15 protein-coding genes are annotated in these 17820 nt (G+C 59.8%); 6 read left to right on the forward strand and 9 right to left on the reverse strand.

What is annotated here, in order from left to right; genetic code table 11:
• Positions 1-22: 22 nt before the first annotated feature.
• Positions 23-985 carry a pseudouridine-5'-phosphate glycosidase gene (locus tag R8871_RS04075; RefSeq protein ID WP_175049162.1) on the reverse strand — a complete coding sequence of 321 codons (963 nt, stop codon included), beginning with the start codon at positions 983-985 and terminating at the stop codon, positions 23-25.
• A gap of 143 nt (positions 986-1128) precedes the next feature.
• On the opposite strand from R8871_RS04075, the gene R8871_RS04080 reads away from it, so the two are divergent.
• Complete coding sequence (locus tag R8871_RS04080) at positions 1129-2394, forward strand: leucine-rich repeat domain-containing protein (RefSeq protein ID WP_175049163.1); 1266 nt, start codon at positions 1129-1131, stop codon at positions 2392-2394.
• A 420-nt stretch (positions 2395-2814) separates the two neighbouring features.
• Positions 2815-3543 carry an OmpW/AlkL family protein gene (locus tag R8871_RS04085; protein ID WP_175049164.1) on the forward strand — a complete coding sequence of 243 codons (729 nt, stop codon included), beginning with the start codon at positions 2815-2817 and terminating at the stop codon, positions 3541-3543.
• Between the two features lie 63 nt (positions 3544-3606).
• On the opposite strand, the gene R8871_RS04090 is transcribed toward R8871_RS04085, so the two are convergent.
• From R8871_RS04090 to R8871_RS04100, 3 genes are all read right to left on the reverse strand, one after another.
• Positions 3607-3828 carry a hypothetical protein gene (locus tag R8871_RS04090; RefSeq protein ID WP_246287363.1) on the reverse strand — a complete coding sequence of 74 codons (222 nt, stop codon included), beginning with the start codon at positions 3826-3828 and terminating at the stop codon, positions 3607-3609.
• 185 nt (positions 3829-4013) lie between these two features.
• On the reverse strand, positions 4014-6446 hold the full coding sequence (locus R8871_RS04095; protein WP_175049165.1) for a DNA-binding protein: 2433 nt from the start codon (positions 6444-6446) through the stop codon (positions 4014-4016).
• Between the two features lie 378 nt (positions 6447-6824).
• The gene (locus tag R8871_RS04100) at positions 6825-7118 is read right to left on the reverse strand and encodes a hypothetical protein (RefSeq protein WP_175049166.1); all 294 of its coding nucleotides are present in this window, start codon (positions 7116-7118) and stop codon (positions 6825-6827) included.
• A 189-nt stretch (positions 7119-7307) separates the two neighbouring features.
• Here R8871_RS04100 and R8871_RS04105 point away from each other — a divergent pair, with 189 nt between their 5' ends.
• Complete coding sequence (locus R8871_RS04105) at positions 7308-8273, forward strand: GlxA family transcriptional regulator (protein WP_175049167.1); 966 nt, start codon at positions 7308-7310, stop codon at positions 8271-8273.
• A gap of 56 nt (positions 8274-8329) precedes the next feature.
• On the opposite strand, the gene R8871_RS04110 is transcribed toward R8871_RS04105, so the two are convergent.
• Entirely contained in the window at positions 8330-9223 is an 894-nt protein-coding gene (locus tag R8871_RS04110; protein WP_175049168.1) for a LysR family transcriptional regulator, read from the reverse strand.
• 102 nt (positions 9224-9325) lie between these two features.
• Between R8871_RS04110 and R8871_RS04115 the strand changes: the two genes are divergently transcribed.
• Positions 9326-9922 carry an HD domain-containing protein gene (locus R8871_RS04115; protein WP_175049169.1) on the forward strand — a complete coding sequence of 199 codons (597 nt, stop codon included), beginning with the start codon at positions 9326-9328 and terminating at the stop codon, positions 9920-9922.
• A gap of 17 nt (positions 9923-9939) precedes the next feature.
• Here the strand turns inward: R8871_RS04115 and R8871_RS04120 are convergent, their stop codons facing one another.
• Positions 9940-10689 (reverse strand): maleate cis-trans isomerase family protein, encoded by a 750-nt coding sequence (locus R8871_RS04120; RefSeq protein ID WP_281370217.1) that lies wholly within the window; start codon positions 10687-10689, stop codon positions 9940-9942.
• Between the two features lie 45 nt (positions 10690-10734).
• Positions 10735-12105, reverse strand: a complete 1371-nt coding sequence (locus tag R8871_RS04125; RefSeq protein WP_175049171.1) for an MFS transporter — start codon at positions 12103-12105, stop codon at positions 10735-10737.
• 294 nt (positions 12106-12399) lie between these two features.
• On the opposite strand from R8871_RS04125, the gene R8871_RS04130 reads away from it, so the two are divergent.
• Positions 12400-13326, forward strand: coding sequence for a LysR family transcriptional regulator (locus R8871_RS04130; RefSeq protein WP_246287365.1), 927 nt, complete (start codon positions 12400-12402; stop codon positions 13324-13326).
• 132 nt (positions 13327-13458) lie between these two features.
• Positions 13459-14418, forward strand: coding sequence for a D-2-hydroxyacid dehydrogenase family protein (locus tag R8871_RS04135; protein WP_175049172.1), 960 nt, complete (start codon positions 13459-13461; stop codon positions 14416-14418).
• 9 nt (positions 14419-14427) lie between these two features.
• Here R8871_RS04135 and R8871_RS04140 read toward each other — a convergent pair whose 3' ends face one another.
• Positions 14428-16197 carry an ABC transporter ATP-binding protein/permease gene (locus R8871_RS04140; RefSeq protein ID WP_175049173.1) on the reverse strand — a complete coding sequence of 590 codons (1770 nt, stop codon included), beginning with the start codon at positions 16195-16197 and terminating at the stop codon, positions 14428-14430.
• 60 nt (positions 16198-16257) lie between these two features.
• Complete coding sequence (locus R8871_RS04145; RefSeq protein ID WP_175049174.1) at positions 16258-17814, reverse strand: DUF2235 domain-containing protein; 1557 nt, start codon at positions 17812-17814, stop codon at positions 16258-16260.
• Positions 17815-17820: the final 6 nt, after the last annotated feature.

Consider the following 17820-nt stretch of genomic DNA (forward strand, 5'->3'; position numbering starts at 1 on the left):
GGAAAATCCGTTAATCAGCTAACTAGCGGGACGGTCGGAGATGTTGGTTATCGTCGTTCGCTGCAGGTGCCAACGCCAGCGCCAGCCTTGCCCCAACCTCGGCATTGTGTTTCACGAGCGCGATGTTCGTCGCCAGGCTGCGTCCGCTGGTCAGTGCCTTGATGCGGGCTAGCAGGAAGGGTGTCACGGCCTTGCCGGCAATTCCTTTCGCAGTGGCCTCGGCGAGCGCCTGCTGGGTCAGCGTGTCGATCTCTTCGACGCTCATCGCTGCCGCTTCCGGCACCGGCGTGCTCAACACCACGCCGCCCGCGAGGCCCAGGTCCCACTTGGTGCGGATGAAGCGCGCCTGCTGTGCCGCGTCGTCCAGTCTGAAGTCCGCGCGAAAGCCGCTGTCGCGTGTGTAAAACGCAGCGAAGTTGTCTTGCTCGCAACTGAGCACTGGCACGCCGTGTGTTTCCAGGTATTCCAACGTGAGCCCGATGTCCAGGACAGACTTCGCACCGGCGCAGACCACCGCCACCGACGTCTTTGCCAGTTCCTGCAGGTCGGCCGAAATGTCGAAGGTTTCCGGCGCGCCCCGGTGAACACCGCCAATGCCGCCGGTCACGAAAACCTCGATGCCGGCAAGAGCGGCACATATCATCGTGCCGGCCACTGTCGTGGCGCCAAGCCCGCCGTCGGCCAGCACGGCCGGCAAGTCGCGGCGGCTGACCTTGTGTACCTGGTCCGAGCGGCCGAGCAGTTCCAGTTCGTCGTCCGAAAGGCCGATGCGGATTCTCCCGCCGATCAAAGCGATAGTCGCGGGCTCAGCGCCCAGGTCACGGATCAAGGCCTCCACTTCGCGCGCAGTGCGAACGTTCTCCGGATAGGGCATGCCGTGAGCGATGATGGTCGATTCCAGCGCCACAAGCGGGCGGCCGGCGGCCCGTGCAGCGGCTACAGGTGCGCTGTAGGTCAACCACGAGTGTGCAAGGTCCGCAACCATGTCGACGTATCCGGTGATGTGATTCGCTTAAGTATGCAACACAAGGCTGGTCCACGGGTCGCGCGAAGCGCGACGTTGCCTGGGGCGGAATGCGCCTCGCTCTTCGTGTATAAAGGAGGAAGCCTGTACTACGTGAGCCCGCCGTGCCCGAAACCCCGCCGTCAACCACGAACTCAAGCGCGGAAGGTCCGAACCCGTCCTTGCCGCGAATCATCAAGCCGTTGGCCATCGGCGGCGCCATTGTGCTGTTGCTCGGCATTGCGCTGCTGATCTTCAAACCGTTCCACAAGAGCCCGGACGAACGGGCGCTGAGCGAACTGGGATTCATCAAAGCCACCTGCAACAACAGCGACGCGTCGACAACCACACCCGACTCGGAATGCCTGGCGTTGCGGGCGAAACCGACAATGACGGCATCTCAGGTCGCGGCCGCTTTGCCACATCTAAAGAATTCCGACCGCAAGATTGAACTGAATCTGGCAGGCACCCAGATCGATAACCTCGATTCGCTGAAGGAACTGGACGATCTGGAATCGCTTGACCTGACGGACACGCCCGTCTGGAACATCGACGCCCTGAAGGACATGCATTCGCTGAAAAGGCTCGTGCTCCATCGCACCGAAGTCGAAAACATCGCCGCGCTCAAAGGGCTGACCGGTCTGCAATCGCTGAACCTCTGGGATACTCGTGTCTCGAATCTCGACGCGCTCAAGAACCTGCGCGATCTGCGAGACCTCGACCTGCGCGATACTCAGGTTCGCGATCTCAATCCGCTCGAAGATTTGCCGCATCTGGAAACGCTCAAACTCGGGGGTGCGAGGAACGTCCGGAACGTCGACGCGCTCAGCCAGGTCGCGTCCTTGCAGACGCTCGACCTCAACGAAACCCAGGTCGACAGCATCAGTGCGTTGAAAAAGCTCTCCGGTCTGCAAGCGCTCTATCTGGCGAACACGCCGCTGCGCGACATCGACGGACTAAAAGGAATGTCCTCGCTCAGGACGCTCGTGCTGGACGGCTCGAAGGTCGATGATATCGACGCGGCGCAGGGCATGCTCCAGCTGAACACACTGGTGCTCGCTCGCACGCAAGTGACGAACATCGATGCATTGAAGGGGCTCACCGGTCTGCAAAGGCTCAATCTCGCCGACACCCGGGTGGAGAACATCGAGGCGCTGACAGACCTGAAAAGCCTGCGGATGCTCAATCTCTTTCGCACCAGGGTTCGAAACATCGATCCCCTGCGAGGTTTGACCAGTTTGCAGGAACTCTACCTTGCGAACACCCCTGTCGAAGACGTCGACTCGCTGAAAGGGCTCACTGGTCTACGAGAGCTCGTTCTGTATGGCACTCAGGCCAGGAACGTCGACGATCTCAAAGCGGCGCTTCCAAAAACGCGAATCGTGTGGTGATCATTCGACAGTTTCTCAACACGCGCGCGAGACCGACATCAGCCATCGTGGCGCCCGTGCCGCATCAAACCCGTAAGGCAACGGAAGCAAATCGGCATCGATATCTTCGCCATCTTCCTTGCGTATAACGTTTCTTCTACGGTTAAATAAACCCACCTTAGCGCGTTGATTTCAATGCGCTAAGGCACAGTGCATTTCTTCCAAAAAAGGCAACCGGAGGCCCGCTCTAACCAGCGGGCTTTTGGCTTTCTTACGCCCGCTAAAAGTAGTCATACCTACTCAATATCTGAATCGGCTGCGTGCTAAATCCTTACCAAATTTCAGAGGTCACATTCGACAGAACAGATCGCAAATAGCACGGACGTACGCATAGAATCACCACTGCCTACCAGTAAAAACAGTAAAGACAGAGGAGATAAGATGAAGCAGACAAAGGCATTCGGCGTGGCTGCCGCATTGTTCGTGTGTACGGCCGCCCACGCGCAGAGCGCCGGCGATATTGTTGCAGGCTTCGGCTGGTTTCATCTGGCGCCGCAGGACTCGAGCAAACCGCTGACGGTAAACGCACTTGGCACGAGCGTAACCGAAACCGGCACGGGCGCGACAGTGGATGATTCGGACACCTTCGGTCTGACGGCCACCTATTTCATCACCGACCACATTGCCACGACCGCCGTGCTCGGCGTACCGCCGAAGTTTCATTTAACCGGCACCGGATCGCTCTCCGCGCTTGGGCAGATCGGCTCCGCTTACGAATGGAGCCCGACGCTGCTCCTGAAGTATTACTTCAACGATGCAAAGAGTCACTTCCGTCCTTACGTTGGCGCGGGCGCATCGTACGTGTGGTATAGCGGAGTTAAATTGAGCTCAGCGGTATCGAGCGGCAGTTTTTTGTATTCGCAAACCTATGGCACCGCGTTGGAAGGGACGACAACCGCGAAGTTGAGCAACTCGTTTGCGCCGGTCATCAATGCCGGCTTTGCCTATAACATCGACAAGCACTGGTCGGTCGATGTCTCGCTGTCGTATATGCAGTTGTCGACGCGTGCCACGCTGACTACCCAGTCCAAGGTAGGAACGGTGACCAGTAGCACGAAGCTCAAACTTAACCCGATCATTTCTTATGTTTCCATCGGGTATCGTTTCTAACCGGGCTCCGCATTGCGCCGATGCAATGCGGAAACCAGCGTGATAAGTGTCGTCAACCAGCCGTTAGTCAATGACGTTCACTTCAACGGCTTTTGGATCGGTCAGCTCGAATGTACGAATCCGGCCGGCGCGGACGTCGAGCACCAGCCGGTCTATCCATTCGATTTCGAGCATTTCCCTTTCGACGTTGTCGCTCGCGGCAGTCGCAATCTTTCCCTGCCAGCCACGGCGGTGATATAGCAACATAATCACGGCGCTGCCGCGCCGCATAAAGAACCGTTCCATTCTCCGCGTCCGTCAGTCTTGAATGCCCGTTTCTCAATTCCGGACAGACCATAGCACGCTGGTATCGCCGACTGCGGAGCCGCAAAGAACGTGAAAGAAATTGATGCTTGAGCGGAGGCGGTCAATGCACCGCCTCCGCTCAGCGTAGTGACGCCGTTGCCGCTTAAACCTGCAACGCGCGTAAATCAACGCTCCACTTTCGACATAACCGCCGTCGTTGGGTCATACCGATAACCCTTCTGCGAAAGCCGCTCGGTCATCGTCGCCCCGATCAGCTTTTGCTGCGTGTCCCGGGATACCAACTCACTATCGGGCTTGAGCCGCTCGAGTTCAGATGAGAGCTTTCGGATGAGCGCCACTTCTCCTGTGCTGCGCGAGTCGATGAACAAAAGCTTTTCGTTTGCGGAAGCGAGTCGGTCTTTCAGGTCCTTGGCATGCTCGACCCACTGCTCGGCAATCGTGCGCAGTTCGTTAAAAGCCTTCTCATGCGCTTTGGCCTGAGCCGATATCTGCCGTTGTAACTCGGCGACTTCTTCCGCCTTCGCAGAGTCGCCCGCTTGAAGGGCAAGTTGATGGCTGCGTCGCGCTTCTTCGGCGCGCGCCTTCTCGGCTTCTCCAAGGCGCTGCGCCAATGTCGCCGCATGCTGTTCGGCGGCCTCTGCCCGCTCCTTCACGCTAGACGCATCCTGCGAAACCTGGGCCAGTTCAGCCATCGCAGCCGCTTTCGCCTCGGTCACGGCGCTGACCTGCTCCCGCGCCGCCTCCAGTTCCCGGGTGACGCGTTGGAGTTCGTCGTGTTGAATCGACGCCGCCCCGCTCCGCTCGGCGTTTGTCCGCCGCTCTGCTTCGAGCGCGATTCGCGCTTCCTCGAGTTCCCGGGCGACGCGTTGCAGTTCGTTACGTTGACCCGACGCTTCCTCGCTCCGCGCTGCGCTTGTCTGGCGCTCGGCTGCGAGTGCATTGCGTGCCTCATTGAGTTCAGCCTCGATCGCGGCGACCCGCGCAAGGCTCTCACTCACCTGTGCCGTAGCAGCTTCTGCGCGCGATGAAGCCGCACTGGATTCCTGCGACCAGCGTTCCGCTTCGGCAGACTTCGCCTGCTCGGATTCTGCGAGCCGCTGCTGCAACGTCACCGCATGCTGCTCTGCGAACTCTGCCCGCTCCTTCGCGGCAGACGCGTCGTGCGAAACCTGAACCAGTTCAGCGGTCGCGACCGCATTCGCCTCAGTCATGACGCTGACCCGCTGTCGCGCTGCCTCGAGTTCATGGGTGACGCGCTGCAGTTCGTTGAACTGACCGGACGCTTCCTCGCTCCGCGCTGCGCTTGTCTGGCGCTCGGCTGCGAGTGCAGTGCGTGCCTCATTGAGTTCAGTCTCGATCGCGGCGACCCGCGCGAGGCTCTCGTTCGCGTGCGCCGTAGCAGCTTCCGCACGCGACGAATGCGCGCTGGATTCCTGCGCCCATCGCTCAGCTTCGGACGACTTCGCCTGCTCGACTTCCGCGAGGTGCTGCTGCAACGTCGCCGCATGCTGTTCCGCGAACTCTGCCCGCTCCTTCGCGGCAGATGCATCCTGCGAGACCCGCGCCAGTTCATCCCTCGCGACAGACGCGTCGTGCGAAACCTGGGCCAGCTCAGCGCTCACAGCCGCCTGTACCGCACTCATCGCGCTGACCTGCTCCCGCGCCGCCTCCAGTTCCCGTCCAACGCGCTGCAATTCGTCGAACTGAATCAACGCTTCCTCGCTCCGCGCCGCGCTTGTCTGACGCTCTGCGTCGAGCGCAAAGCGCGCTTCATCCCGCTCAGCCTCCAGTCCAGCAACCCGCGCGAGACCCTCGTTCAGCTGCGCCGTGGCCGCTTCGGCGCGCGCCGAAGCCTCGCCAGCCTCCTGCAACGCTCTATCCGCCTCAGCCGACTTCGCCTGACAGTCGTAGCCCATCGAGATCACGTCCTGCCGCGCCTCGTCGAGCTCCTGCTTCATCTGTGTGATCTGATCGTTGTGACTGGCAGCAGCAGCGGCCAACCCCTCACGCGCGTGACGTTCCTGGTCGAGTTCCGCCTTCGTGTGTTCCAGCGCGGCCTCTTCCAGAGACACACGTTGCGCCAGTTCTTCCGCGCGAGCCTCGGCAGCCTCAGCGCGCCCCATCGCGGCCGCGAGTTCTGCCGTGAGACGCGTGGACGTATCCTCGGCTGTGCTCAGCGCGCTCGTCAGCACACCATGCCGCTCACGGCCGGCTTCGACTTCCGCCGCCGTCTTCTGATACTCGGCAAGCGCCTCGTCCCGTTCCGTGCGGGCAGCGTCGAGGTGCTGGTGCACGGCGCTCAGGTGCTGACTGACCGCCCGGTCAGCTTCGCCCTGGGCGGCCATCCAGAGCCGCTCAGCGGCGCTCGTCATGGTTTCGGCAATGTGCTCCGGCAACCCGGCCTGGACCTGCACGTGGGGCGTGAGGGGCTGTCGCGCTTCGCGCCAGCGCTGCAAAGCTGCCGCAACGGCAACGATCGAACTGCCAGGAATCTCCGGCCAAATGGTCACCGGAGACACCTTCCGGCCCTCTTCGACCATGCGATCTGCGATTCCGGCGACGAGTTCGTCCGTGATTGTGTCTGCGTCCGTAGACATAAGCGCCTCAAAGCTCATTTTGGCCTGACGAAAAATTGAGTCCCCAATACGTTACTCCAACCCGGCACTATTCCCGATGAAAGGATTGCAGGTTGGCTCATACCGCGCGATTCGCCGTTCACTGAAAAAGTGGCGACGCGATGACCGACGTCATCCGCGCAGTAAAGCGTGAGATCGATATTATGGGCGATATCAAGGTGCCATCGGGCGAGCTAACGCGAGGCATCGAACTGGCCAATGTTTAAGGCGGTTTAAGGCGAACCCGCAGTCTTTCCCTATTCCTTATTCGCCGGGATGCAGCCCGGCGTATTCCCGTTTGCTGGTTGTCGGCGGCGCCACCAATGACGATGGTGTGCTCATTGATGGCGCCTCCCGCACTTACTTGCCCTGAATCAGACGACCCAACGGGGCGAGCGGACCGACGTGCATGAACTCGTACTGCGCATGCCCGCCGGACGTGAGCGGCAGCGCTTCTATCGCCGCCTTCGCTTCTCCGATCGATTCAACATCCATCAGGAAGATGACGCCGGGCTTATCCTGGCGCATCCAGAACTGCTCGATCTTGCCGTCGAGATAGAGCTTGAGCGTGGCAGGCACCTCGACCGGAAAGATCTGCGCCTTCTCTTCGTCGGAGAGCGGCTTGACGATGGACGCAACGGCTAAAACTTTCATGAGTGCACTCCTTGTGCGATGGTTGTTCCGGGATAAACGGTCTGAGTATCGGCTCTGCGTTCGGAAAACCGAAAAGTCGCAAATGATGATCTTTATGTCATTCACGCCACAGGCCCGACGAAAAAAGTGTAGTCTTTCGACTATCGGAACGGTACAGTCGCAAACGACAACTTTAGGGTCATTCACGCCATGAGAATTTTCATACTCGCGCTCGACGGTGTCTTCGATACGGGGCTGACCGTGCTGCTTGACGCGCTGGGGCTCGCAAACAAATTTGCGGCCGCGCAGATGGGAGGAGCGCTCTCTTTCGAGGTGTCGATCGTTGGTGTGAGAAAGAAAGTCAAGTCCGGGCAAGGATTTGCCATACCCGTACAGGCGATAGCGCCGGATTCGAAGCCGGACTGGGTGATCGTTCCCGCGCTCAATACCGGAAGTCCGGAGACGTTGGTCCCGGCACTTGGCCGGCGGGATGTGAGCCAGGCAATGGAACAACTACGGAAATGGCACGCTGAGGGCGCGCATATTGCGGCTTCCTGTATCGGCACATTCCTCCTCGCGGAAGCTGGCCTTCTGGATCATGGGGAAGCCACGACGACCTGGTGGCTCGCTCCGCTATTTCGCCAGCGGTACCCGAACGTCCGGCTCGACGAGACCAGGATGCTCGTGCCGTCGGGCAGAGTCGTTACAGCCGGAGCCGCCATGGGCCATCTCGATCTCGCCCTCTGGCTAGTGCGCAAGGCCAGCCCTGAAGTGGCCGCCGTCGTTTCGCGCTATCTGCTCGCCGACTTTCGTTCCTCGCAAGCGCCCTACATCATCCCCAACCATCTGGCCCAGGCAGACCCTGTTATTCAGCGCTTCGAGCGATGGGCGCGGGACCATCTCAAGGAAGGTTTCTCGCTGGAGGCTGCAGCCGACGCGCTGGCTACGAGCCCGCGAACGTTGCAACGGCGTTGCCAGGCTGTGCTCGGGAAATCACCCCTGTCCTACTTCCAGGACCTGCGTGTCGAACGCGCGAGATCGCTGGTCCACGGCAGCGACCTTGACCTCGACGCCATCGCAGTTGAGGTCGGATACGTTGACGGCGCAACGTTGGGAACGCTCTTGCGGGATCGCTTAGGGCGGGGAGTGCGTGAGCTTCGCGCAGAGCTACGTTAGCGGCGCTTAGTTCGTGGAGTTCGGAAGAACGTCAAGCGAACGCGACGCCTATAGGCTCACAACTCCCGCGCTGCGTCACGCAGAATTTCCTGAGCGCGTTGCGCGATCGGAGATAGATAGCCCGCCCTTCGTATCAGTCCAACCTGACGCTGCAGGCCGTCGAACTGAATCGGACGCACGGCAATGTCGACCGGTAGCGGGCCAGGGTCGAAGCTGCGCGCGTTGATAAAGCTGACCAGCTGCGTAGTGGATACGATAAGAATCAACGCGGCCAGACTATTGGCCTCGGCCACAACGCGCATAGGCAGGTGGCCCTGTTTTGCAAACGCCTGCTCAATTTGCACACGCGCAAATTCCTGTCGGCTGGACGCGGCCCATTCGCAGTCCACCAGATCGTCTACCGTGACCGATTTCCGTTTGGCCAGAGGGTGCGCGGTGCTAACCATCAAGCTGTAGTGATCGTCATACAGCACCTCCTTGACCATCGATGCGTCCAATGTCTCGGGCAATGGGCAGACAGCCAGTTCCACTTCACGCTTGTCGATAGCGTCCAATAGCGTGTCGCTAAACGCTGTCGTCACACTGACGCGCGCGGCGGGCCGCTCCACCAGCAGTGTTGGGAACAGCGAGCGCAGCGCGAAACTCGTGGTGGCCGGCGTCGCGCCGATGCGCAGCAGTCCCGCGTGTCCGCCACCGATATCGCGCGCTTCCTGCACCGCGCTATCGAGCTGCATGGATACGCCCAATACCCGTGTGTGGAATATCTTGCCCGCCTCGGTCAATACCGAGCCGCGCGCGGTGCGCTCGACCAGCGTTACGCCCACCTTGCGCTCCAGCCGCTGTATGGCCTTGGTCACGGCAGGCTGAGAAATACCCAGCTGTTCGGCGGCGCGTGCCAGCGTCCCGGTACTCGCGATGGTCAGGAAGTACGTGAGGTCGCCATCAATCATGCCATTCCCTGGAGTTATGGATGTTGGCTTTTCAGTTATTGGATTTTATATCTCACTCGCTCAAATAATGAAGCTCCAATCACACAGAGAAGGAGTAGTTCCATGGGACACAATGAACAGTGCGCCGCATTCCGCCATATGCGCGAGGGTACCGAGCAGGATTGGGCGATCATCGGCAGTGAGGTTGGGCCGTTCGCCAAAGGACTACCTGGGCGCCTGCTGGACCACCTGCGTTTGCTGAATGGCGACTTTGGCGGCTTTCCTGTCGATCGCCTGACGCACAGCTTGCAGACTGCCACGCTGGCACATCGCGACAACCAGGACGAGGAATACGTGGTCTGCGCGCTGCTGCACGACATTGGCGATACGCTGGGAAGTTACAACCATGCCGACGTTGCAGCCGTGCTGCTTGAACCGTTCGTCAGCGCGGAAAATCACTGGATGATCAAGCACCATGGGATCTTCCAGGGGTATTACTTCTTTCACCACATGGGCATGGACCGCAATCTGCGCGATCAGTACCGCGACGTGCCGGAGTTGTTCAAACGTACCGCGCATTTCTGCGAGAAATATGACGCGGCGGCCTTCGATCCGGATGCGGAAACACTGCCGCTAGCGTTCTTCGAACCGATGGTGCGGCGAGTGTTTGCCGAGCCGAAGCGAACCTTGTACAAAGCCGCATTCGAGAAAATCGGCTAAGTGTCTGCAACAGCCGATCACCCCCCCGACAGCAACGCCCCCGCCCCAGGCACGATCGGCTCGAGCTCAAGATGATCTAGCATGCGCCGAACGGTGCATACGGCAGTCGAGACAGTACGGATTCCCAGTATGTCTTCAATGCGCTGAATCGCCGGCAATGAAGGCATCTGGACGCAAGCGGACGCCACCACTACGTCCGCGCCTTCCGTGTTCAGGCCGCGCACGTCGTCAACTAATTGCATCGGGTCGCGCAGACCGACTTCAAGGTTGTCGGGAATCTCAAAGCAGAGGGAATCGATGACCTCAATGCCTTCGTTCTCGATATAAGCGACAACAAGGTCAGTCAAGGGCCGCATGTACGGCGCCATCAGCGAAATCCGGCGAGCGCCCATGATCTTCAGACCTTCTACCAACGCGCCCGCGGAGGTCATGACGGGCGCAAGGCAATGATTGGCCCGCGCAACTTCCAGCAGTTCGCGTTCGGTTTGCCGATGATATCCAGGCCCCATCGCCATGATCGCGACCAGGCACGCCGTACTCATGACATCGACACGAGCGTCGGCGAGTTCCGCCGCACAGCGCAGGCCTTCTTTGTTCATTGCAACCAATTCTTCTTTCGTGACCTTATGCATTCTCATCCGGCTCGAATGGAACGTGAACCGTTCGGGACGGATCGCTTCACGGGCACGCAACATGGCGGGAATTTCAGTTTCCATGGTCGTATTCGAGCTTGGAACGATCTGTCCAATACGAAAACTTTGAGGCATTTTTCTCTCCAAAATAGAATTAGGTATCCAGATTTCTGAACTGACTCAGTCCGGCATGCCTGTGCCACGCGTTTCCGGCAAAAACCACGGAACCACGATACCGAGCAGATACACCGAGCCGAGTGCCAACGCGGCTTGAGACACACCACCAAACGATTTGATCATGCTGCCCGCGATGATCGGGAACACCCACGCGATCAGACGCGCCGCATTGAATACGAAGCTAATCGCGGTGGAACGCACGCTGGAACCAAAGAGTTCGCATGGGTAGATCGCCATCCAGACATAGGCACAGCCCAGCGTGAAGAAACCATTGATCGGCGCCACGACCATCATCGCTTCGACGCTCGTCGTCAGCTTGTACGTGACGATCGTTGTGAGCAGCGCGCCGACGAAAGTGAGTGACAGGAACGCTCGCCGGCCGATTGCATCCACCACAAAGCCTGCGACCATGTAGGCCACAATCGCGCCGATGGTGTAGACAATCGATACCTTCGAGCCCCACGACAAGGCATCGGGAATGCCTTCGGCTTTAGCAAGCGCCACGGTAAACGTCGGCAGCCAACTGGAAATGGCCCACCAGCCGACAGTCGTGACAATCGACAGCACGAGCAGAAGCAGCGTGCGTCGCAACGCTTCAGGTTCGCTGAACAGTTGCGTGAGCGTGAACGGACGCTTGTCGGATGCAGGCGCATCACCCGCAACCGGCCGCGTGCTCGTTGTGCTCGTTGTGCTCGTCGCGCTCCAGCGTTTTTCGCGCACCGCGCGTTGCCATTTCTCCGACTCGTTGACCCCGCGGCGGATGTACAGCACGAATAGCGCCGGCACTGCGCCAAGCACGAACATCAACCGCCAGGTTTCGGCGCCGAGTGGATGCGCCGACGAAAGCGCGTACCACACAACCGCCGCGATCAACGTGCCCCAGCCGAAACCCGACTGCAGGAAACCCGCTCCTTTCGCGCGCGCCCGCTCGGGCCAGGTTTCCGACAGCAACGCGACGCCTGTGCTCCATTCGCTGCCCATCGCGAGGCCAGTCAGGAAACGCAGCCCGCACAATACCCAGAAGGTTTGCGAGAACGCGGTCAAACCCGAAAACACCGCATAGAGGAAGACGGACCAGAGCATCATCCGCTTGCGTCCGACATAGTCCGCGAGAATCCCGCCGATCAGACCGCCCGCCCCCCAGCCAAGCAACGTAATACCGATGACCAGACCCGCGTATGTCGTGGGAGACGCGGCTTGTGCCGGCGAGAGCACCGAATGCAGCATCGGCCCAAGCACAACAACGAGTGCCAGCGCCTCATAGCCGTCGAAGATCCAACCGAGAAAGCTGGCCTTCAGCACACGCCAGTGCATTGCCGTGAGCCCCTCGTACCAACGCGTTCGAGCGCTCAAGGCAAGGTGTTTGTGTTCCATCTTTCGTCTCCTTCATGTTTTCAACCGACTATTCCTGCGTGCCGGCCGTCCGCCGGCTTGTGCTTCCTAAAGGGCTAATGGGCCGGCGTCCAGGACAAGCGCGCCGCCTCGACATAGAATCGCGAAGCACAGTGCCCGGTCTCGCGCCTCGACCGATCGTCCTGCGAGGATTGAGCCCTATGGAACATAGGATGCCGGTCACGAGGCGGATTGAAAACTTCTCAATGTTCAGCAGAGGCATCGCCAACCGCGATGGGTGCGAGGCGCCCGGATAGCCAACCCGAAGGAGTAAGGATGCGTGTTTCAACAGATCGGCCGTTGCGCCTCGACATGGAGTCCCTGCGCATTTTTGTGGCGGTCATCGAGGAAGGCAGCATTGCCGCGGCGGCAGCCCGCACGCATATCGTGGCGTCGGCGGTCAGTAAGCGCGTATCGGATCTCGAAGAGGACGCCGGCACGCCGCTGTTGTATCGGCACAGCCGCGGTGTGCAACCCACGCCGGCTGGCGAGGCGCTCTATCATCACGCGAAGCGGCTGAGCGAGCACTTGCAGCAAATTTCGGACGAATTGTCTGAGTATTCCGCGGGGTTGAGGGGCCATACCCGGATTTATGTGAACTTTACGGCCATGGTTCAGTATCTGCCGGGTGTGCTGCGCACCTTCCTGCGCACCAATCCGAAGGTGCGGATCGATATGGCCGAGAAGTCGAGCGATGAAGTCGTGCAGGCAATCGCAAGCGGCGTCGCCGATCTCGGCATCTGCGCGGCTACCAGGGATGCGCTCGGCGATCTGCAGTGGCGTCCATACAGCGTCGACAAGCTGGTCGTGATCGTGCCGTCGGATCATCGGCTCGCCGAGCGCGCGAGCGTGACCTTCGCAGAAGTTCTCGAGGACGACTTCGTCAGCATGCCGTACGGCACGTCCATTTCCAAGTTGTGTCGCGCCGCCGCTGAGCGTGCCGGCATGCGGCTTCGCGTGCGTATCGAGGTGACCAGCTTCGAGGGCGTGCGCAACATGGTCAGCGCGGGTCTCGGCATTGGCGTGCTCCCCAAAGGAAGCGTGACGCCTTATATGCAGTCGGTGCCATTTCGCGTTGTTGAGCTTGATGAACCGTGGTCGCAGCGGCCGCTGGTGATCATCGCCCGCAACTTTGAGACGCTGCCGCTGCCTGCCCGCATGCTGGTCGACCACCTCGACAAGCACCGGGGCAACGAGTCATGAAGATTGTCACAGGTCGATAGTGAGCCATCGCGGCTCGCGATGGGTGGCGTCGTTACTTATTGATTTACGTGACGAGCCGGGATTCTTAGCATTCGGTTAGCAACAACGTCTACAACTCATGGAGCGCGCAACATGAACCCCAAACTCCCGATCAAGGTCGCCGTCCTCGACGACTATCAGAACGTCGCGCTGAGCGTGGCCGACTGGTCGCCGCTTAAGGACCTGGCAGACGTGACGGTGTTCAACGATCACGTCGCCGATATCGGGAGCCTAATTCAACGCTTGCAACCATTCGACGTCGTATGCGTCATGCGAGAACGCACACCACTGTCCCGCGTGGTTATTGAAAGCCTGCCGAACCTGAAACTGATTGCTTCGACCGGCGCGGGGAATGTGTCGATCGATCAGGAGGCGGCTGCGGAGCGCGGCATCGAAATTCGTCATACGGGCTATTCGTCCACGCCGACGATCGAGATGACGTGGGCGCTGATTCTCGCGATGGCCCGCAATATTCCGCTCGAGACTCAATCAGTGCGTGAGGGAGGCTGGCAGCTTTCGCTTGGCGAACAACTCGCGGGCAAGACACTCGGATTGCTTGGCCTTGGCCATATCGGCTCGGCTGTGGGCATCATCGGCCGGGCATTCAGAATGAACGTCATCGCGTGGAGTGAGAACCTTACCGAGGAGCGCGCTGCGGAAAAAGGCGTGCAGCGAGTCAGCAAAGACGCGCTGTTCTCCACTTCCGATTTCCTGTCGATTCACTTGCGGTTTAGCGAGCGAACCCGAGCTTTGGTCGGCGCGACAGAACTCGCGCAGATGAAACCTACCAGCCGGCTCATCAATACGTCGCGAGGAGCGATCGTCGACAATGCCGCCCTGCTTCGGGCACTCACCACCGGTCAGATTGCGGGCGCCGCGCTGGACGTGTACGACGTCGAGCCGCTCGAGAATCCGCACCCGCTGCGCGAATTGCCTAACGTGCTCGCGACACCTCATATCGGCTATGTCTCGAAGGAGTTGTATCGCACCTTCTATGGCGATACGGTGCAGAACATCGTTAAGTGGCTTGATGAAACCGGACGTTCTGCGTAAGGGTAGCGCTCAGGGCGGCCGTGTATCTGCCACGGCGTGCTCATGCTCGTCCGCGCGCGCAATATCGAGCGTGCCTTGGTGGAATGCCGCAAGCGACTCACGGTGCGTGACACTAACAATCGCCGCGTTCGGCAATCGCTCGGTCAACAGGCGATACAGATAGGCCTCACTCGCGGTATCGAGCGCACTCGTTGCTTCGTCGAGAAACACATAGTCAGGCTTGTGCATCAGCACACGTGCGACTGCTAGCCGCTGTTGCTCACCGGGAGAAAGAATGCGCCACCAATGGTGGGATTCGTGCAATCGGTCGACGTAGCCCTCAAGCCGGCACAGACGCAGCGCCTCGTAACATTCCTCATCGCTGAAGTGGGTAGCCGCTGTGGGATAAGCGAGCCCGGTCTTCAAGCTGCCAACCGGCAGGTAACTCTGCTGCGGGACGAACATCATGCGCGCGTTCACAGGCGCATCGATCGAACCGTTTCCAAACGGCCAGAGACCCGCCAACGCGCGCAACAGCGTGCTCTTGCCCGCGCCGGAAGGCCCACGCACGAGCCAGCGCGAACCGGGCTTGACGGCAATGTCGCGCACGCTCGCGAGCGTTTCGCCGTTAGGCAGCGCGAGCGTCAGGTTATGCGTGGCGAGCTGGTTCTCGTCGACGTAATGCAGATTGATGCCGCCATGCTCGGTGGCGGGCGACACAGACTCCTTCAGATGAGGTAGCTGCATGACGCGCTTGAATTCGCGCAGACGGTTAACGGTTGCGCGCCATTGGACGAGCGTGTCGTAATTGTTGATGAACCACGAAAGCGAATCGCTAACTGAACTGAATGCGTCGCCGATTTGCATCAGTGTCCCGAAACTCATCAAACCTGCGAAGTAACGCGGCGACGCCACGACGATCGGAAATATCTCGGCGATCTGAGCGTAGAAATTGAGCACGAAGCTATAGCGCCGCGTGTACTTCATCACGCGCCACCAGTTCTCACGGATCCGGCCGAACAGGTCATGGGCGGTCGACTCCTCGACACGCATGCCGTCATAGAACGCAATCTGCTCCGCGTTTTCGCGCAGACGGATCAGCCCAAACCGGAAATCCGCTTCGACGCGCTGCAACTGGTAATTGATCGACACCAACGGATGACCGACCTTGTTGGTCAGAAGTGAGCCGACAATCGCATAGACGATGGCCGCCCACAGCATATAGCCCGGAATCTGGACGGGGGTGCCGCCAATCTCGATTGCCAGCACGCCCGCCGTGCTCCATAGAACGGTCGAGAACCAGACGAGTGTTTCGAGCGTCGAGAGCAGATCGAGTGTGAGCGAAAGTGTGGTGTTGGCGAATGACGCGAGGTCGACAGCGACCCGCTGGTCAGGGTTGTCGGCGAGACGGTCGCGCTCGATGCGATAGAAGGTGCCGTCGCCCAGCCATTCCTGCAGATAGCGTGTGGTCAGCCACTGGCGCCATCGGAAGCCAAGCATCTGGCGTAGATAGCGGTTATAGACGGAGATCCCGACGAACGCGAACGCAAGCGCGCTGAAAAGCAGCATCAGCTGCGGGAATTCATGGACTTTTCTGCCTTCCAGTGCGTTGTAGAAATCACGATTCCACGTATTCAGGCGGGCATTGATGCCGACCAGAACCAGGTCCATGACGATGATCGTGATCAGCAGACCCCACGCGGTCTTGCGCTCCTCAGAGACCCAGTACGGTCTGATGAGGCTCCAGGCTGAGACACGGTCCGCTTGCCCGGACGCGGGGCCGGAAGATTGGTCGCTCATGAACGCCCCTTAACGCGCCGTGAATGCGGATCGAGTGCACCTGACGAACTGTGTGACGCATCATGACGGTTGACCCGCTCCAGAACCTCCGGGTGCTGTTGCCGGCGCAGTCAGGTCTTCGTCTGAGTGCCGGAATGCCGTCCCCTTGCCACCCGGCAGCCCGCTTGATTCGACAACGTCAACCCTCAGACTTCCTTGATTGTTCCAATACGCCCAGGAGGCGTCGTTGGCAAAGCAATACAGGTAACCCGAGTAAGGAGCCTTGATCTCCATCTCTCGGCCGATTCTGAAGTAGAAGGGTTGAGGTGACACGCCTGCTTCGCTTGCCTCCCCTGGGTATGAGATTGCACCGCAGAGTTCGAACCAGTTCGCTCCCCTAACCCGCCTGGACCACTCGAACAGGCGTTGCCTCCAGTTACCTGGCGTGCCCTCTGCGCCCGATGCGATGTCTCCATTCAGCCATGTTTGGCCTTCAGGCACCTTGAACCGGTAGCTCACCCCCTCCTTCATGAAAATCCCGGTCCAGTTCCACAATGTGCTGGCGAAAACCCGCACCTGGACCCCGGCCGCAGGCTCTATGTTCGGTCGATAGGGAGCCTGAAAAATCGGCGGATTGGCCTGCCGTGCCAAGGCCAGATCCGATATCGATTCGGAGCATATTCGCGAATCCTTCGCCAGATAAGGAAAGGACCGGGGACGAAAACCGATCTTCCTGTAAAAGCCTGTGAGTGAGTTGTGAAGGACGCCATGTACCGCGGATGGCGACAACTGGCCTGCATCGGCTATCTGGTCCAACATCTTCGGTTCAAACACCGCACCGCATTGCGCAGCCTCGGCAATCATCCATTTGAGCGTGGCATCGGAAAGCCCGGTCTCCTTGTAACCGCCCCCAACGTCCGCGTGCACGCCAGGGAACCACACTTGCGTCACGCGTGCCGGGTCGCAACCATCGGCGTCCGTCCACAGCGTTGGAAAGAAAGTGTTCCGCTGCTCATCAATGGCAAGAGCTTGTACCGCGCGTTCAACTTCCGGCGAAAGCCTCGTGTCATGAAATTCGAGGCGCTGTCTCCCTAAGCCGAATAAGTTCGCAATTTCAGGAATGCCGAGCGCGCCCACCGTCTCCCACACGCCCAGAAAGCGAATGGGAGGCGGTTTGCCATTCTCGATGCAGAACCGTTCCTGCAGGCGGATGTGTTCCGGCATTTCTGGATCAAGCCGGTACAGGTTCCACGCCTGTTTGACTAGCGCCCAGCTTGCCTCGCCAGGAAGTCCACAACGGTGGAGCATGCCCACCAGGCTTCGCGCCGTGAACGCGCCACGCGAAAAGCCAATGACAAAGATTTCAGAGCCTTCCTCGTAGTGGTCGGACAGCCACTTGTACGCAGTTCGAATGTCTCGGGAGAGACCCAATCCCAGCGCACCGTCCACGAGGCGACGAACCCGGCCTTCGTTAGCGCCAATGCCGACGTGGTAGTACCGAAGTTGCTCGACGCCATCCTCGCCGTGTTCACTCAGCGCGTTAAAAAAGCGAACGACATTGGTTGGAACGGGCACCCCCTGAAACTCGTCGCTATCCGAGTTCCATGTGCCGTCGCAGCAAACGAAAAGTCTCTTCATGTTTGC

This window comes from Paraburkholderia sediminicola (assembly GCF_902859805.1).
GTDB classification, from domain to species: Bacteria; Pseudomonadota; Gammaproteobacteria; order Burkholderiales; family Burkholderiaceae; genus Paraburkholderia; species Paraburkholderia sediminicola.

Excerpts from the sequence above, each read along its gene's own strand:
- R8871_RS04090 (WP_246287363.1), bottom strand. The coding sequence starts at position 3,828 with ATGGAACGGTTCTTTATGCGGCGCGGCAGCGCCGTGATTATGTTGCTA.
- R8871_RS04100 (WP_175049166.1), bottom strand. The coding sequence starts at position 7,118 with ATGAAAGTTTTAGCCGTTGCGTCCATCGTCAAGCCGCTCTCCGACGAA.
- R8871_RS04110 (WP_175049168.1), bottom strand. The coding sequence starts at position 9,223 with ATGATTGATGGCGACCTCACGTACTTCCTGACCATCGCGAGTACCGGG.
- R8871_RS04105 (WP_175049167.1), top strand. The coding sequence starts at position 7,308 with ATGAGAATTTTCATACTCGCGCTCGACGGTGTCTTCGATACGGGGCTG.
- R8871_RS04145 (WP_175049174.1), bottom strand. The coding sequence starts at position 17,814 with ATGAAGAGACTTTTCGTTTGCTGCGACGGCACATGGAACTCGGATAGC.
- R8871_RS04095 (WP_175049165.1), bottom strand. The coding sequence starts at position 6,446 with ATGTCTACGGACGCAGACACAATCACGGACGAACTCGTCGCCGGAATC.
- R8871_RS04085 (WP_175049164.1), top strand. The coding sequence starts at position 2,815 with ATGAAGCAGACAAAGGCATTCGGCGTGGCTGCCGCATTGTTCGTGTGT.
- R8871_RS04125 (WP_175049171.1), bottom strand. The coding sequence starts at position 12,105 with ATGGAACACAAACACCTTGCCTTGAGCGCTCGAACGCGTTGGTACGAG.
- R8871_RS04075 (WP_175049162.1), bottom strand. The coding sequence starts at position 985 with ATGGTTGCGGACCTTGCACACTCGTGGTTGACCTACAGCGCACCTGTA.
- R8871_RS04140 (WP_175049173.1), bottom strand. The coding sequence starts at position 16,197 with ATGAGCGACCAATCTTCCGGCCCCGCGTCCGGGCAAGCGGACCGTGTC.
- R8871_RS04135 (WP_175049172.1), top strand. The coding sequence starts at position 13,459 with ATGAACCCCAAACTCCCGATCAAGGTCGCCGTCCTCGACGACTATCAG.
- R8871_RS04130 (WP_246287365.1), top strand. The coding sequence starts at position 12,400 with ATGCGTGTTTCAACAGATCGGCCGTTGCGCCTCGACATGGAGTCCCTG.
- R8871_RS04115 (WP_175049169.1), top strand. The coding sequence starts at position 9,326 with ATGGGACACAATGAACAGTGCGCCGCATTCCGCCATATGCGCGAGGGT.
- R8871_RS04120 (WP_281370217.1), bottom strand. The coding sequence starts at position 10,689 with ATGCCTCAAAGTTTTCGTATTGGACAGATCGTTCCAAGCTCGAATACG.